The organism is Mannheimia sp. ZY171111 (assembly GCF_017750945.1).
Taxonomy (GTDB): domain Bacteria; phylum Pseudomonadota; class Gammaproteobacteria; order Enterobacterales; family Pasteurellaceae; genus Mannheimia; species Mannheimia pernigra.
Genome location: NZ_CP046532.1, coordinates 2066709 through 2080958, shown reverse-complemented (window position 1 = coordinate 2080958; position 14250 = coordinate 2066709). Strand labels below are relative to the sequence as shown.

The 14250-nt window shown below is 39.1% G+C and carries 15 protein-coding genes and 2 pseudogenes; 2 read left to right on the top strand and 15 right to left on the bottom strand.

The window, feature by feature from the left end:
- The 14 genes from GM698_RS09905 to gpU form a co-directional block, all read right to left on the bottom strand.
- Complete coding sequence (locus GM698_RS09905) at positions 1-204, bottom strand: AlpA family transcriptional regulator (protein ID WP_176812587.1); 204 nt, start codon at positions 202-204, stop codon at positions 1-3.
- Positions 205-336: 132 nt separating this feature from the next.
- The gene (locus GM698_RS09900; RefSeq protein WP_176812588.1) at positions 337-1134 is read right to left on the bottom strand and encodes a hypothetical protein; all 798 of its coding nucleotides are present in this window, start codon (positions 1132-1134) and stop codon (positions 337-339) included.
- A 97-nt stretch (positions 1135-1231) separates the two neighbouring features.
- Positions 1232-1426: a hypothetical protein gene (locus GM698_RS09895; RefSeq protein WP_176812589.1), complete on the bottom strand. Its 195-nt coding sequence runs from the start codon at positions 1424-1426 to the stop codon at positions 1232-1234.
- Positions 1427-1492: 66 nt separating this feature from the next.
- Positions 1493-1960, bottom strand: a complete 468-nt coding sequence (locus tag GM698_RS09890; RefSeq protein ID WP_176812590.1) for an HK97-gp10 family putative phage morphogenesis protein — start codon at positions 1958-1960, stop codon at positions 1493-1495.
- Positions 1957-2208: a hypothetical protein gene (locus GM698_RS09885; protein ID WP_138316992.1), complete on the bottom strand. Its 252-nt coding sequence runs from the start codon at positions 2206-2208 to the stop codon at positions 1957-1959. Before GM698_RS09885 ends, GM698_RS09890 begins: the two co-directional genes overlap by 4 nt.
- Complete coding sequence (locus GM698_RS09880) at positions 2208-3878, bottom strand: terminase large subunit (protein ID WP_209289368.1); 1671 nt, start codon at positions 3876-3878, stop codon at positions 2208-2210. The genes GM698_RS09885 and GM698_RS09880 overlap by 1 nt, the downstream gene beginning before the upstream one ends.
- Positions 3875-4234 carry a phage terminase small subunit P27 family gene (locus GM698_RS09875; protein WP_138316994.1) on the bottom strand — a complete coding sequence of 120 codons (360 nt, stop codon included), beginning with the start codon at positions 4232-4234 and terminating at the stop codon, positions 3875-3877. Before GM698_RS09875 ends, GM698_RS09880 begins: the two co-directional genes overlap by 4 nt.
- A 463-nt stretch (positions 4235-4697) precedes the next feature.
- Positions 4698-5054 (bottom strand): HNH endonuclease, encoded by a 357-nt coding sequence (locus GM698_RS09870; protein ID WP_209289367.1) that lies wholly within the window; start codon positions 5052-5054, stop codon positions 4698-4700.
- Between the two features lie 9 nt (positions 5055-5063).
- Complete coding sequence (locus GM698_RS09865; protein ID WP_171023768.1) at positions 5064-5369, bottom strand: head-tail connector protein; 306 nt, start codon at positions 5367-5369, stop codon at positions 5064-5066.
- Positions 5362-5709, bottom strand: coding sequence for a phage head closure protein (locus GM698_RS09860; protein WP_176810391.1), 348 nt, complete (start codon positions 5707-5709; stop codon positions 5362-5364). Before GM698_RS09860 ends, GM698_RS09865 begins: the two co-directional genes overlap by 8 nt.
- Positions 5693-6916 (bottom strand): phage portal protein, encoded by a 1224-nt coding sequence (locus GM698_RS09855; protein ID WP_176810004.1) that lies wholly within the window; start codon positions 6914-6916, stop codon positions 5693-5695. The genes GM698_RS09860 and GM698_RS09855 overlap by 17 nt, the downstream gene beginning before the upstream one ends.
- Entirely contained in the window at positions 6917-7483 is a 567-nt protein-coding gene (locus tag GM698_RS09850) for an HK97 family phage prohead protease (protein WP_371739894.1), read from the bottom strand.
- A gap of 56 nt (positions 7484-7539) precedes the next feature.
- Entirely contained in the window at positions 7540-8721 is a 1182-nt protein-coding gene (locus GM698_RS09845; protein ID WP_209289366.1) for a phage major capsid protein, read from the bottom strand.
- Positions 8722-8731: 10 nt separating this feature from the next.
- Entirely contained in the window at positions 8732-9127 is a 396-nt protein-coding gene (gene gpU, locus GM698_RS09840; protein WP_176810006.1) for a phage tail terminator protein, read from the bottom strand.
- 587 nt (positions 9128-9714) lie between these two features.
- Between gpU and GM698_RS09835 the strand changes: the two are divergent.
- Together GM698_RS09835 and GM698_RS09830 are read left to right on the top strand one after the other, a co-directional pair.
- Positions 9715-10721 (top strand): annotated as a pseudogene (locus GM698_RS09835) (IS3 family transposase).
- A 437-nt stretch (positions 10722-11158) separates the two neighbouring features.
- Positions 11159-13535 (top strand): annotated as a pseudogene (locus GM698_RS09830) (exo-alpha-sialidase).
- A 164-nt stretch (positions 13536-13699) separates the two neighbouring features.
- Here the strand turns inward: GM698_RS09830 and hpt are convergent.
- On the bottom strand, positions 13700-14236 hold the full coding sequence (gene hpt / locus GM698_RS09825) for a hypoxanthine phosphoribosyltransferase (protein ID WP_209289365.1): 537 nt from the start codon (positions 14234-14236) through the stop codon (positions 13700-13702).
- Positions 14237-14250: the final 14 nt, after the last annotated feature.

Here is a 14250-nt window from a genome sequence, read left to right as displayed (position 1 = left end):
TTAAGCTCGTGCTGCTTTCTGTTCTTCAATCCAGCTATTCACTTCTGCTAAATCCCAGCGGATAAAGTTTTCAGAAAATCGGATCGGTTGTGGAAATTGATTGGCTTTTACCAGCAAATTTAGTTTTGTTCTGCCAAAGCCAACAATGGCGGTTACTTCTTTTCCGCTAATTAGTTTTTTTGATTGGGTTTGTGATTGGGTCATAAAAATTCCTCTTCATTCGTTCAGTTATTTAAAACGCTGTGGCGTTTCGTTGAGTTGTTCGAACGGGAGGAATAATAAACCCGCCAAGGCGGCGGGTCGGTGCATTTACACTTTTGGGTGGTGCATTTGCACCTATACATTTTGAAGAGAGTTTTTTGCGGCGGCAAATTTGCCTTTGAGATTTCTTTCAGATAAACCTGAATAGCCTTGATAATGGTTTGATAAGTATTCAATTAAGGCGTTTTGGTTTTCAAATTTATCACTTTGTAAACTAGTTTCAAGTAATGCTCCAATGATGTTTAAGTAAGCGGTTTCGGATTTTTTAGCTATTTCATCTTTAGGCGATATTTGCTCTAAAGCATTAGCGTGCTGCTCTTTTATAATATCTATAGCATTCAATAATCCGTCTTTAGATATTAAAATCTCATCTCTTGGCAATAACAAGCCTTGTTCAAAATAAATGATTAAATTTTCAGTTTTAAAGGTATCTTCATCTTCTTCTATTAATTCATCTTCTATTAATTCCTTAATGGATTCAATGTGTAAAGAATTATCAGCTAAAACTTTCAAACCATATATTTTAAAATCCTCTGATATTTCCACAAGCTCTTTAGGTATTTGAAAATAACCATTTCCACTTATATTTTCTCTTGTTATATATAGATTATTTTCGTCATCTCCTATAATAGATAAAAAGGCATTATTTACTGGATTAGAAAATAAATCTATTGGGTGTGATTTTATTGATTTTTTGAAAGTAAATAAATCTATTTCTCTTTCATTTATATTTTTAACACGCAAGCAGAATCTGAAATAATCAGACAAATAGAAATCTATAATATCTCTTTGGGTAAAAGAGTTAGTTTTAAATAATTCATTTAATAAATGAACCGCATTTTCTATAGAATAGAAATCTTTAGAAAATATCATATAAACGCCCCTTTCGCATTTAGTCCTTATAGAGGGAATGCACCAACAAGATAAGGTTTCTTGCTTTCGGGGATCAGCCTAGGTGCATTATATTAGGTTATTCTTTGCCCTTAATTTGTAGATTAATACTAAAATCTTCTCCTTTCGGGGTTGTGTAAGTAATTTCTGCTTTGAGTGGATTATCTTTGGTTGGAATAGCCGCACGAATTACATCAAAAAAGCTGCTTATTACGCTTGAAAGTGTGCCGCTTTCCTCCTCTCTGTTCGGGAAGAGTGGATCGTAGTCTTTCATAAAACACCCCCTTAGTAGAAATAACCGTTTCCCTTATTTTGTGGGTGTTTTAGCATTTTTTCAAGCCTATTTTATGACATCTTTCATTTCTTTTTCAAAAGTGTTTTTTACCGTCCTTAAGGCTCTTTCCTCTGCTGCCTTTGCTCCTTTCTCAAAAAAGTGTGTGCCGGTCATCTTGCTTGTGCCTCGGTCAAGCATAAACCAGTAGAAAGGGTCGGTGCGGTCTCTCGTATTTTCACCTACTCTTGCCATACGTTTTCCACCAGCTCGTCTAATTCTGATTATGGTTGTTCCGCTTAATCCGTCTCGGGCTATATGCGTGCGGTGTCGGAGGTTGTTTTTTACCGTGCCTTTTTGTCTAAAATTGGTGCTTGAGCCTAAAACGGGAATATAAGGCTTCATAATGCTTTTCGCCTCTTTTGCTCCAGCATTAAGTGATTTTCTGATGGCTTTTTTCGCTTTGCTCTGAATTTCTTTCTCTTTCTTCTTCAAGGCTTGCTGTAGTTCTTTTAGTCCTGTGATTTTTACACTCATTTTAGCTTTCTCCGTTTCTCTAATAGGTTTTTAAGGGTTAGTTCAGTTTCTATAGTCGGTGTGGTTGAATGTAGCTCTTTTAGCTGCTTAATCCACACATCTAAACAGATTAATAGTTCATCTTTTGGGAATGGTTCTTCATCATTCCATAGGCTAACAAAAGTAAATAAGCCATTTTTATTTTTTAGGTAAAACTCCATCGCTTGCTTGATGATTAGCGGGTTAGTTTTCGCAAATTCGCATTTCATTAAATATCCACTCCTGTGAAGTTTTCTAGGGTTTTACGTTGTTCTTCTGTCATCTCGAAAGCAAGATCACCATATTCAAGTTGATAAGTGCCTAACGCCATTAAAAAGGCGATTGCCGGGTCGATTTTGTTCGCTGATTTCTTCTTATTCGGCTTAATGTTGGCATTGGCGTCTGATTCCATTACGACATTTGATAAAGCCCACGCTAAAATAGGGTCGCCATTGTGTTCTATCATTTGGCGATTAATGAGCACTTCGGCAGACTTCGCCACCGGGCTATAGCGTTGATAGGTTTGCGGAAAGGGTTCAACCTCCAACCCATAGCCTTGTAACTGCGTGCGTAGGTGTGTGGCGTTCCATACGTCAAAGCCGGTCATTTTGATTTCAAATTTTTCTGCGTCTTTGAAAATATCATCTCGGATTCGGTCGTAGTCGATACAGTCGCCCTTGGTAATGCGTAGCCAGCCCATACGCTCCCAGTTGCGATACATCGCTCTATTTTTGTTGGCCACATTCGCAAGTTGGTATTCGGGTATGTAGTGCCGGGTGATTATTCGTACTTTGTTTTGTTCCACCGGGAACACATAGCAAAGGCTTGTTAAGTCGTTTGTACTAGATAAATCAAGCCCCATATAGCACGCTTTACCCTGTAATTCTTCTTCGTTGTATTGCCGCTCGCACGCTTTCCAGCCCCCTTCGCCTAGCCACGGTGTAGAGCCGTTGCACCATACATTAAAGCGTTTGGTAAGCATTTCTACCCACTCGGACGGAATCCCCCTTGCTTTGGCTATGGTATTTTCAAAATCTTTGTAAGGAATGGATTTTCCTATGTTGGGGTTGGCTTTTATCCAATTTTGCGGATCTTCAATTTCGTTTTCATCGTCTAACTCAAAAATCAGAATGAAAATAGATTCGTTTTTTTCCGTGCCGTCTAAAATTTGGCAGCAGTAATCATAGTGCTGTTTACAAGCTGAAATGGTGTTACTGCCGGCAGTCGTGATCGCAAATAAAAGCCCTTCAGGTCTTGCCCCTTGTCCTAACTCTAACGCACTATATACGCTGTTATCGGGGTGTAAGTGGTATTCGTCCACAATCGCAAGGCTAGGGTTAGTTCCCTCAATAGTGGAAGATTTAGCCGCAAGCGGTCGCATTAGGCTGTTTTTTTGCGTGTATAGCATTTTGTGCTGTTGGATTGTGAGGCGTTTGCTTAATGGCTTGCTTAAGGTTGCCATTTTCTTGGCATCATCAAATACAATTCGGGCTTGATCTCGGCTTACTGCTGCAGTGTAAATATCCTGTTGCCCTTTTTCCATTACAAGCCACCAGTTCGCCAATATTGCCGCTACCGTGCTTTTGGCGTTCTTCCGGGCAACTTGAACGTAAGCGGATCTGTATTTTCGCAAGCCACTTTCACGGTATTTAAAGCCTAAAATGTTCGCAAATAAGAATATTTGCCAGTCTGAGAGCTCTATCGGTTTGCCGTATAAATACCCCTTAACGTGAGGGCATAAGGCTGAAAACTTGATAAATTTCGTTACAATTTCTTCATCAAAATAGTATTCGTGGTTGTTTAGGTCTGAAAAATAACGCTCTACCGCTTGCTTTATGCGTTTACAAGCGATGATTTCGCCATTTTGTACTTGTTCTGCGTAAGTGTGCCACGGTGTCATAGTTCATCTAGTACGTCTGTTTCTTCGGTGTCAATCGGGGTTTTTCGTCTGCTTACCGGATCAAAGCCTAGTAAGGACGACATTTTAATAATGATTTTTTCAGCTTCGCTTTTGGCAGTAAGTGCCGGATTGCGTGCTTCTGTGCCTTGACTGTTGGTAATGCTAAAGCCACGTTCTGCGATATTTTGAACCGCTTGCCGGTAAAGCGAATAATTCACGCAATAAAGTTCTAAGTTGGTGTAGTCCTCGCCTGTAATATCGCCACGCTCCGCCAACATATTGATTTTGCTTTTCCATTGGCTCTTAGCGATTTCGTCTAAATAATCGGGTGCTTTTGGTAACTTCTTTTTTGTCATTCGTTTAGTCCTTAAATTGTTGTTGTGGTAATTTCCCGAAAATTCGGGAGATTGAACGCTCCCCATTTTTCGGGAACGTTCCTAAAACTTCAGGAGCGTACTCGCCCATAATTTCGGGGATGTTCTCCTCAAAATTGAGGAGACTAACAAACGCAAAATTGCGTTCGCTCAATCTGCTGAATTTTCAGCTGGTTAATCTCTCCAAATTTGGGGAGATGGTAAACGCAAAACTGCGTCCACCTATATTTTCTAAAAAATTGCCGTGCGTAAAAATTTGATTAGGGGGCGGTTCTTAGCGTTTTGGCTTTTCTTTTCAAAACTCCCCCCACTGCCTCAACCTGTCCAAATTTTCCGCAAAACTCAAATTTGAGTTCCGTTCATTTTTTGAACCTAACCAAGTTTGGTTTGGTTAGTTGTGTACATATATACACATCTGACTAAATGTTCGTATGATGCGAATACTCTATTTCTTCGCTCCATATCCTCGTTTGTCTATCTCTCTTGTCTTGTAGCTGTGGCAATCACGGCATAAGGCTTGATGATTAGATTGCACCCAAAAGAGTGGATCGGCTTGTCCGTTTTCTACTGGTTTGATATGGTCTATAACCGTTGCTGGTGTATAAATTCCTTTTGCTAAGCACATCACACAAAGGGGATTTTGTGCTAAGTAGCCTTTACGGTATTTCGTCCATCTGTGGTCGTAACCTCGTTTAGCTGCACTCTCTCGGGTGTCCTTTGGTTTATGTTCTTCACATCGTCCAGCCTTCACACGATTACGACAACCAGGGAAAGTGCAACGCCTTAGCGGTTGTGTTGGCATAATTCTCCCTTAATAAATTGCCGGTTCTCTGTATGGATTCCATAAAGACTTCACCGCCATAGGTACTTCATATAATTGAACATCACTCACGGTTTCACGGTTAGCATATAAATGACCGATAAACATTAAGCAGCCCACCTTGATCCCCTGTGTGAATTTCACTGTATCGCTACTGTTATCGCTGCCAAACGTTTTCCCTATATGGTTCTCTGCCGCCTCCAGTGCTGCAGTAGAATAGAGCTCTAGTAGTTCATCATCTAAATTGTGATCTATGCGTAAGTGTTGCTTGATTTCTTCTAACTCGATTCTAGCCATTATGGGCTTCTCCCTCTTTACACATTATTTGAATTTCCTCGTGTCGTTCTTTGCTATCAATAACAGAATACACATCAAATAATTTATCGCCGTACTTAATCCGCATTTTGCGATCAACCTGTAAATCAGGCTGGTAACGTATGCGAATGCGTGTGATATTTTCACCAAGCTGGAAAGGGCCACTAAAATATTCTCGCCCTTGTAAAGGTTCGATACTGGCTCTTATCGTTTTCACATCTTGCCATTCACGCTTAACTGAACCGTAATTATTTGAGCCAATCACAGGCTTTTGAATAGTGATAACCTTATCGAATTTTCCGGCTCTAACCATTCTTGCCATCATTGCCCCCTTTTGAGTTGCCTTTCTTAACTTCAACGGTTTGCTTCCACGCTTGACTAAATTCATCACCGCCAACATAAGGCGGTAAGCCTTCACGCTTCCGGGCTTCATTTGGGCTAAGGATTCCGCACTTAATCGCCACATCATAGCTACTAAAGCGTTCTTGCTGATTTGTGCGTAATAAATCACTGGTGTCAAATTCCACCACATAACGCTTTTTGCTGTTGCTGGTTAAGTCAATCATCAAGGCATCTTTTAGCTGCTGTTCAAAATTGACTAAGTGAGGGCGTAGGGTTTGCCCCAAAAATGCTCGGCTTGCTTCACTAAAGTTCGCATAGCTTGAATGGCTATAATCCTGTAGGAAGATCGGGCTGATATTAAAAATGCGTGCTATATCTTCAATCGTGAATTTACGGCTTGCTAACCATTCCGCATCTTGATTGCTCATTCCTAGCTGTTTATATTCCATTCCACCTTCTAAAATCGGTGTTTTGCCCGCATTCTTAGCACCTTGATAGCGTTTTAAGGCTTCCATCGCCTTTTGTCCTTTGCTTTGGTCGAACCATTCTGCAGTTGTAACAATACCGCCAGCCATCAAGCCGTTTTTCATTACGCTTGATCCGTGTTTCTGTTGAGCCAATCCCAGCCCCACCGCTTCACGGCACACCGTAATAGGCGAACGCCCCATAAAGCCATCGTTTGAAGCATGTCTCAAGTGTAGAATTTCATCTTGAAAGTAGTTTCTTACTTTGCCGTTTAAGTCGGTAATTTGATAAAAATAATCCCCTGTAACGGTTCTTTGAACATTTACCGCATAAGGCGGATAAGGGGTTAAAGTTTCGGGTTGCCCCTTGCTATTCCAACCAATCACCGCATACGCATTGCCATTTAAGAGAACGTGCCTCATCATCACTTCTTTGAATTGGTAAGGGGTTTGATTTCGGTTAGGCATTTCATTAAGCAAGTATTCAACGCTGTGATTCTCAATGCGTTTACGCCCTTCCGCATTAACCTCAAACAGATAGCAAGGCATAGCCGCCACCGCTTGAGCAATCACATTCACGGCATTAAGGACGGCTGGCAATGATTCCGCATTGTAAGGGCTAACATATTCGCCCGCTCCTGTGTTAGCTACTCCCATATTGGCGATCAAGTCATCAATGGTCAGGCTTCGGGTCTCAGATTTCTTTTTAAATAGTCCGAACATTTAAGCCCCCAAAATATGAAGCCATTTATGGCGGTTATCATCTTGCCAATTTGAAGAATCTTTACCTTTTGCTACCGCTTGTGAACGTTTTAAAATTTCTAGGCTAGAATCAGGGTAAGCAGGAATGCTTGTAACTGTAATTTCAACCAGCTCCGCTTGTAATACTGTTCTAGTATTTGGCTCAACACTAAAATCCCATTCGTTCTTAATAGTACGGAATCCAAAAGACATTCCGCTAATATCGCCACGCTCTACACTAACTAATAAATCTCGCCCTGTTTGAGTATCAGGCGGTAATAATTCAAAACGTAAGCCAATATTATCTTCTTCAAGCGTAAGTGTACCGCTTGAGGTTCTGCCTAACAGTTTCGTGTGGTCGTGTTCAAATAACGCCCTTACATCTTTCCCACTTTTTAACGATTCAGCGAACGCATTTGGGGCGAACCGTTCTATATACTCTCCCCATAAAATTTCGCTATCTTTGTTCCATTGCACCACATAACCGACTAATTTTTGACTTTCTTTATCTGCGGAGAGTGTGGCGGATCGAATTTCTAAATCTGTCATTATTTCCACCTTTAAAACAACAAAAGGGGCGAATGCTGCCCCTTATGTTTTATTGCTTAGGCTTTCGCTTCAAGCACTTTGATAGCGTTAGAATCTACAACGCCACCGCCAAGGTATTTATCAGTGTGAACCTTATAGAAGCCCGGTTCGGTGATTGAATCCGGTTTGGTGCGTGTGCCTGTTGTATGATCTACAATGGTATAACCACGTTTGAAATCGCCCACCGCTAAGAATGGATTAGTTTCTGTCGCATTTGGCATTGTTTCTAAGTAGTAAACTGGTAAACCTAAAAGCGTGCTAGGACTGCCAGCTTGTAAACCATCACGCCAGATATAATCGCCATTTTTATTTTTGATTTTCTGTAGCGTTGCAGCCGTTTGAGAGTTCATTACCCACACCGCATTTTTACGGTATTTACTATGAAGAGAGAATAACAAGTCAATCAATACATCTGCGTCAAGTTTCGCTGGTTGCACTTCCATTTTTTGCAGCGTGCCGAATGGTCGGGTTTTATCGTTGTCGGTTGCTCGTGGATAAGCTAAGAAGCCTCTAGCCTGTTTTGTGCCTGTACCGTTGGTTAAATCGGTTTCTTCAGTTTCCACAAAGGATTCTGAAATTTCTTCCGTCAGCCAGCCTAGAATATCAACGCCGCCAAAGTCTAAAATCTCTTGCGTTGTTTTCGGGTAAGCGTAAATATTATGAACGGCAATCGTTACTTCGTTCATTTTCGGGGTTGTGGTTTCGGTGCGTGCTTCGCCTTCACCGATATGATTTACTACCGCACCGCCTGCCGATACTAATTTTTTATATTCTTTGCCTTGAGTGAGTTTTACCACGTTAGCAATTTGTCGCATTACGGAATCATCTGTTAGGCGTTTCATCACTTGCTTATCAAGTTCAGGGATTACAGAATAGCCACCGTCTGCACCGCCATTCGTATTTGTAGCAAGTGAACGCAATTCACCTGTTTTAATCCAGTGGCGGAGTTCGTCATCACTGACTTTTACGGCTGCGGTTTCGACTTGTTGCCCCGGCTGGTTACGCTGTTCATCAGTAATCGCTTCATAGCGTGAAATTTCTTTCACTAGGTTTTCAGCTTGTGAGCGGAGTTCATCAAACTTAGCCCCTTCAGCTTCAGTAGTAGAACGTTTTTCTTCATCTGCTTTGGTTAAAATTGAACGCATTTCTGCTTCAATAGCCGCTTTTTGTTGGCGGAGTTCTAAAAGTTTTTTAAACATTGCTTTGTCCTTAATTCAAATAATTGATGTTGTAATGAATTGTGGCTGTTTTCCACGCTGATTCGTTAGCATCATAGTCATAGCTGTATTTAGCAAGCACACATTCGTCCATACTGCGGAATGTAGCTTCATTCATTACATCACTGATTTTTTGAGCCACTAAATCAAGGTCGTTTTCCGTTGAAAACATTGGTAGGTAAATGCCGATTTTCAAATAGGCGTTGCATTCGCCATCGCAAAGCGTGAGTTGGCTATATTCTGCTTCATCAATGAATACGGCGATAGCCGGTAATTCATTTTCTACATCGGTGAACACGGCTCTGCCGTTATGGAAATGTTGAATGCCTTGAATGTTACCTTGTAATAAGTCGATAACTTCTTGGCGGATTGCTTCGTTAGAAATCATAAAAAAGTCCTCTTAATTAAGAAGGCTACAATTAGCCATAGAACAATATAGGCATAATTTCAACGGAGTAAATAGGGTAAAATTTAATCGTTTAGCTACGTTTGAACACGTTAAGAGGATAATTTTTAAATGATTATTTTTTATTCAACAAAAGACAAAATGGAAGGAAATAAACGAATAATTTTATAGAAGTGATGACTGTGATGACTTAGTGATGACTTAAAAAGAAGTCATCACTATATTAATATATTGATATATAAGGGTTTATTTCAATTTAGTGATGAGGTGATGACTTGTTTTATAAAATAATTTCCTTTAAGCAAAAATAGATTGATATACTATTAAAACATATGAGAATTACACTATTTTCCTGATGTAACCAAAATTGTAACCACAATAAACAACACAATAACTAATACCTTTAAAAATCAATAAGTTAATCAATTATTCCAAGTCTCGCCCAGGCACCATTTGACTAAATTTAGCTCAACGGAGCTAAACAAAAAAACTTAGAAAGCCTGTAAAATCAATGATCTGCCCCCCAAAAGTTGGACTCACTTTCCAACTGATTAAGGTGCAGATTTTTTATGACTAAATACACCCAAATTTTTAAACAACAAGTTGTGGATTTCTATGTTGAACATCACGAAAATCTTCCTATAACACTTCATCATTTTGATTTATCTAGTAAAACAGTGAGACGTTGGATTGCTCAATATAAATATTCAGGTATCAATGGGTTAGCTGTCCTCCATTGTAAAAGAGCTTACTCTCCAGAATTTAAGTTTCAGGCGATTAAATCAATCCTTGATGGTTTATTTTCTGCTGAAGAGGCGACTCTTCATTTTGGTATTTCCAATAGCGGGGTAATCAGCCAATGGTTGAAAGCCTTTCGGAAAAGCGGTATAAATGGACTCCAACCAAAATCCAAAGGTCGCCCGAGTATGAAGCCTCACTATGCGAAAATGCCGCCACCGCCTAAAACAGAAGAAGACCGCCTACGCTTGCGTATTTTAGAACTAGAAGCAGAGGTAGCCTATCTAAAAAAGTTAGACGAGATAATCAAAAGGGGCGAAGCCAAACGGCAGAAACAATCCAAAAGTTAAGAGAACACTATCCGTTAGCTATTCTTCTGCGAATAGCAAAGCTGGCTCGAAGTACATTCTTTTATCATCAACCCCCTAAATTAGACAAAGACAGTGAGCTCAAAAAACGGATTTGTGAAATTAAGCAGAAAGAGCCTCACTATGGTTATCGCCGAGTCACCGCAAAATTAGGCGATGTGAATCACAAACGAGTTCAACGCTTGATTCAAGTAATGGGCTGACAAGTTAGGTCGAAGAAACAACGTAAATATAACGCTTATAAAGGAGAACCAGGCAAAATCGCGCCAAATCTGTTACAAAGAAACTTTAGTGCAACTAAGCCGAATGAGAAATGGCTGACAGACATGACCGAATTTAAAGTGATTGATGAACTGGAACAAGTCATCAATGAATATGTTCGTTACTATAATGAAGAACGAATCCAACTAAAACTAAAAGGACTGAGTCCGATACAATATCGACATCAGTCCTTTAAAATAACAGTCTAACTTTTTGGGGGCAGATCACAACGTTTACAGGCTTTTTTGTTGTTTGCTCAATGGCACTAAACGTTTCATATCGCAAATTTTAAGTAGCCTAGCAAATTTTCCGCCAAATATGACCGCTTGTAATGCCGTTAGGTTATTGCCTGGCGGCCTTTTTGTTACAGCTCTTATATTTTTTACACCAAAGTTCAGAAAAAAGTCACTTTTATCACTAACATTAAGATGAAACCTTGATACAAAGCTTGGGCTTCGGTGATATTTAAAAAATATCACTTTTTTCAATAATTGTGACAAATCTCTCAGATTTTTTTATTTTTTTGTGCTTAAATCTTAATCATAAAATGCCGTTACAATTACTTGCTAGCTGGTATTTTATACATAAGATTGAACCATATAATAGCTGTTCAGCTAAAAATTAGTTTTTGCACTTTATCCCCCTAATGGAGAAAATGATGAGAAAAATCAATCAGTTAATCATATCCCCATACTTTTTCCTAAGTATTTTGCCTGCTTCCGCTAACTCTGATTTTTGGAAAAGCGACCTTAATTTTAATCTCACAAATATTACCAAGCGTGTCGGAGTCGATAACTTTACCACTCCAGTAGCTGGCGAGCCTTGGGCTGGTATTGGTCCAAATGGTGAAGCTGCAGGTACTGCGCCATTATATTATAGCCGTATTCCAGCTATGCAAGTTACCGAAGATAATAAATTAGTTGTTATGTTTGATTTACGCTGGAATCGTGCGTATGACCAAGATCGTATTGATCCTGGTATTGCGATTTCTTCCGATGGTGGCCATACTTGGACGAAGAAAACCGCTTGGTCTTTTGATAGAACTAATCACCCAGCACGTCGTTCAATGGATCCAACTTTATTACATAATCCTATTGATAATAGTTTATATGTCATGCACGGAACTTGGTCTATGTCGGATCAACAATGGTATGGTGGGCGTGTTCCTCACTTTAATAGTGGCAGCTGGGCAGCTACCATTTATAAATCTACTGATGGCGGTTTAAATTGGGAGAAAAATACTGAGTTTAGTAAATTCAGCAATTTAGACGTATTTTCTAAAGTCACCAAAAATGGAAAACCTACCTTAGGCTTTTTAGGCGGGGTCGGATCTGGAATTGTAATGCAAGATGGTACGTTGGTTTTCCCAATTCAAACCGCACATCAAAATGGTATTGCGACCACTATTATGTATTCTAAAGATAATGGGAAAACTTGGGATATGCCAGAAATTGACAACCCAGTTGCACCGAACCAAAGTTCTTTAGAAAATATGGTGTTTGAACTCGAACCTGGTAAGTTGGTGATGACTGGACGAGGAAACAGTCGCTGGGCATACTCTTCTACTGATATGGGTAAAACCTGGGAATTATTTACTCCAACTAATGGATTATTACCAACTAGCTCACAACCAACTCAAGGCTCTTCTATCTATGTAACACTACCAAATGGTCGAAAAGTGCTACTAATCTCTAAACCAGATGGAAAGAATGATGGGTGGAAAAGGGGTGATATTACACTTTGGATGCTAGATGCAAAAGATCCATCGCACAAACACAAGGTGCATATTATTCGTCCAGGTTCAGGTAATGCCGCTGGTGCTGGTTATTCCTCTTTAGCCTATAAAGAAGGGAATTTATTTGTTGCTTTTGAAAACGATGGTGATATTTCAGTAAAAAATTTAACTGAACATATTGCTGAAATGGAAGCAAAAGCTATCGAATGGGGATTACCAGATGAACTTACTCCTGCTTTGGATAAAATCAATGCACTGCCTTATCTCAATAAAGCTCAAAAAGAGACACTAGTCGAAAAAATGCGTCGTGCTAATGATACTGCGATTGCACAATCTTTTGTGATTAACAAAGAAATGTATAATCTGAAAAACAATAGTGATGAGCTGGATAAATTGGCAAAAAATATTACTAAAGCACTGCCGTCTCAACAGAATATTTATCAAAGAGCCTTAGCTTATGTGAATAAAGTCACCAATACAGCGGATACCACTTATTTAAATTATAATGGTATTATGGATACGTATGCTAATTTATATGAAAGCTATTTGGCTTTAAATACTAAATTAGACTTCACTCGCTACATCCAAAAAGCGAGAAAGTTCAATGAATATAACACGGATATTTTATATCGTAGCTTTGATAATTTCTTTGCCCATTACGACACAGGTGTAAAACACAATAATCTATCCTTAGGCTTGAATACAAAATTAAGTGCGAATTTACGTGGTGGCTTATTCTTTGAATACAGTAATAAAAATCGTAATAGCGTACAAATTGGTGCAAGAGCTAAATATGAAATGGATAATCACCAACTTTCTGGCTTCTTACGCTATCGTGGCGTAAAACATAGCACGTAATAACAATGTTGATGGCTACCTCAATTATGCTTATCGTATTCAATTAGATGATAAATTAAGCATTAGCCCATCAGTTGGTGCTTACGTTTCACGTTCTTCTCGCTCATTAATAGATGAAGATCTTGCGATTAATAGCCGCACGGTCTATGCAAGTGATGTAGGATTGAATATCCATTATAAGCTAAATGATATTGATGCTTATATTCGTCCAAGTATAGGGTTTGTCAATGGTGATATAACTTTATCTCAATCTAATGATATGACAAACACATACAAAATAAAGGATAAAAGTAACGTGTATTCTGTCACGACAGGGTTGAAAAAACGCTTTGCAAATGGTGTGGCATTAGGGGCTGATTTCAAATTACATCGTTATGGTTCTCAAACTACTGAAAGTAATTTCGGTCTAAATGTGAGTTATAACTGGTAATACCGTAAACTGATTACGATTTAAAAGTTAGACTAGCTCAAGACTGAGTTCTATATTCCATAGAGCTCAGTCTTTTAATTTTTCTTTCTCGATAAGAATATTTTATATTTCAACCTTAATCGAGAATGTAATTAGTCGTGAAAATCTAAGTAGTGATTGAATTTTTATTCAATCACTACTTTAGCAATATAATCTAAATGACGATATTTTTGGGCATAATCAATCCCATAACCCACCACAAATTCATCGGGGATCTCAAATCCCACCCATTTTACGGGCACATCAACTTCGCGGCGGCAAGGTTTATCTAATAAAGTACAAATAGCAAGTGAATTTGGCTCACGTAATTTGAGAATCTCCCCTACCTTGCTTAAGGTGAAGCCAGTATCAATAATATCTTCTACAATCAATACATCTTTACCTTGAATTTCACCATCTAAATCTTTGAGAATTTTGACATCACGGCTAGATTCTGTACTGTTTCCATAACTGGAAGCGGTTAAAAAATCCACTTCTACAGGTAGATCTAACCGCCTAACTAAATCTGCCATAAACATAAATGAACCACGCAACAATCCAACAATAACCAAATTTTGACACTGTTTTTGTTGGTAGTGCTGGTTGATTTGTTTTGCCAGCTCATTGATTCTTGCTAGCACATCCTCTTTTGAATATAACGTTTCGATATGATGATTTTGCATTGATTTCTCCAAGT

Bases quoted from the DNA above. Each gene is read 5' to 3' on its own strand.
- GM698_RS09875 (WP_138316994.1), bottom strand. From the start codon at position 4,234: ATGACAAAAAAGAAGTTACCAAAAGCACCCGATTATTTAGACGAAATC.
- GM698_RS09905 (WP_176812587.1), bottom strand. From the start codon at position 204: ATGACCCAATCACAAACCCAATCAAAAAAACTAATTAGCGGAAAAGAA.
- GM698_RS09855 (WP_176810004.1), bottom strand. From the start codon at position 6,916: ATGTTCGGACTATTTAAAAAGAAATCTGAGACCCGAAGCCTGACCATT.
- GM698_RS09845 (WP_209289366.1), bottom strand. From the start codon at position 8,721: ATGTTTAAAAAACTTTTAGAACTCCGCCAACAAAAAGCGGCTATTGAA.
- GM698_RS09895 (WP_176812589.1), bottom strand. From the start codon at position 1,426: ATGAAAGACTACGATCCACTCTTCCCGAACAGAGAGGAGGAAAGCGGC.
- GM698_RS09880 (WP_209289368.1), bottom strand. From the start codon at position 3,878: ATGACACCGTGGCACACTTACGCAGAACAAGTACAAAATGGCGAAATC.
- GM698_RS09870 (WP_209289367.1), bottom strand. From the start codon at position 5,054: ATGCCAACACAACCGCTAAGGCGTTGCACTTTCCCTGGTTGTCGTAAT.
- GM698_RS09900 (WP_176812588.1), bottom strand. From the start codon at position 1,134: ATGATATTTTCTAAAGATTTCTATTCTATAGAAAATGCGGTTCATTTA.
- GM698_RS09850 (WP_371739894.1), bottom strand. From the start codon at position 7,483: ATGACAGATTTAGAAATTCGATCCGCCACACTCTCCGCAGATAAAGAA.
- GM698_RS09865 (WP_171023768.1), bottom strand. From the start codon at position 5,369: ATGGCTAGAATCGAGTTAGAAGAAATCAAGCAACACTTACGCATAGAT.
- hpt (WP_209289365.1), bottom strand. From the start codon at position 14,236: ATGCAAAATCATCATATCGAAACGTTATATTCAAAAGAGGATGTGCTA.
- GM698_RS09890 (WP_176812590.1), bottom strand. From the start codon at position 1,960: ATGAGTGTAAAAATCACAGGACTAAAAGAACTACAGCAAGCCTTGAAG.
- gpU (WP_176810006.1), bottom strand. From the start codon at position 9,127: ATGATTTCTAACGAAGCAATCCGCCAAGAAGTTATCGACTTATTACAA.
- GM698_RS09885 (WP_138316992.1), bottom strand. From the start codon at position 2,208: ATGAAATGCGAATTTGCGAAAACTAACCCGCTAATCATCAAGCAAGCG.
- GM698_RS09860 (WP_176810391.1), bottom strand. From the start codon at position 5,709: ATGGCAAGAATGGTTAGAGCCGGAAAATTCGATAAGGTTATCACTATT.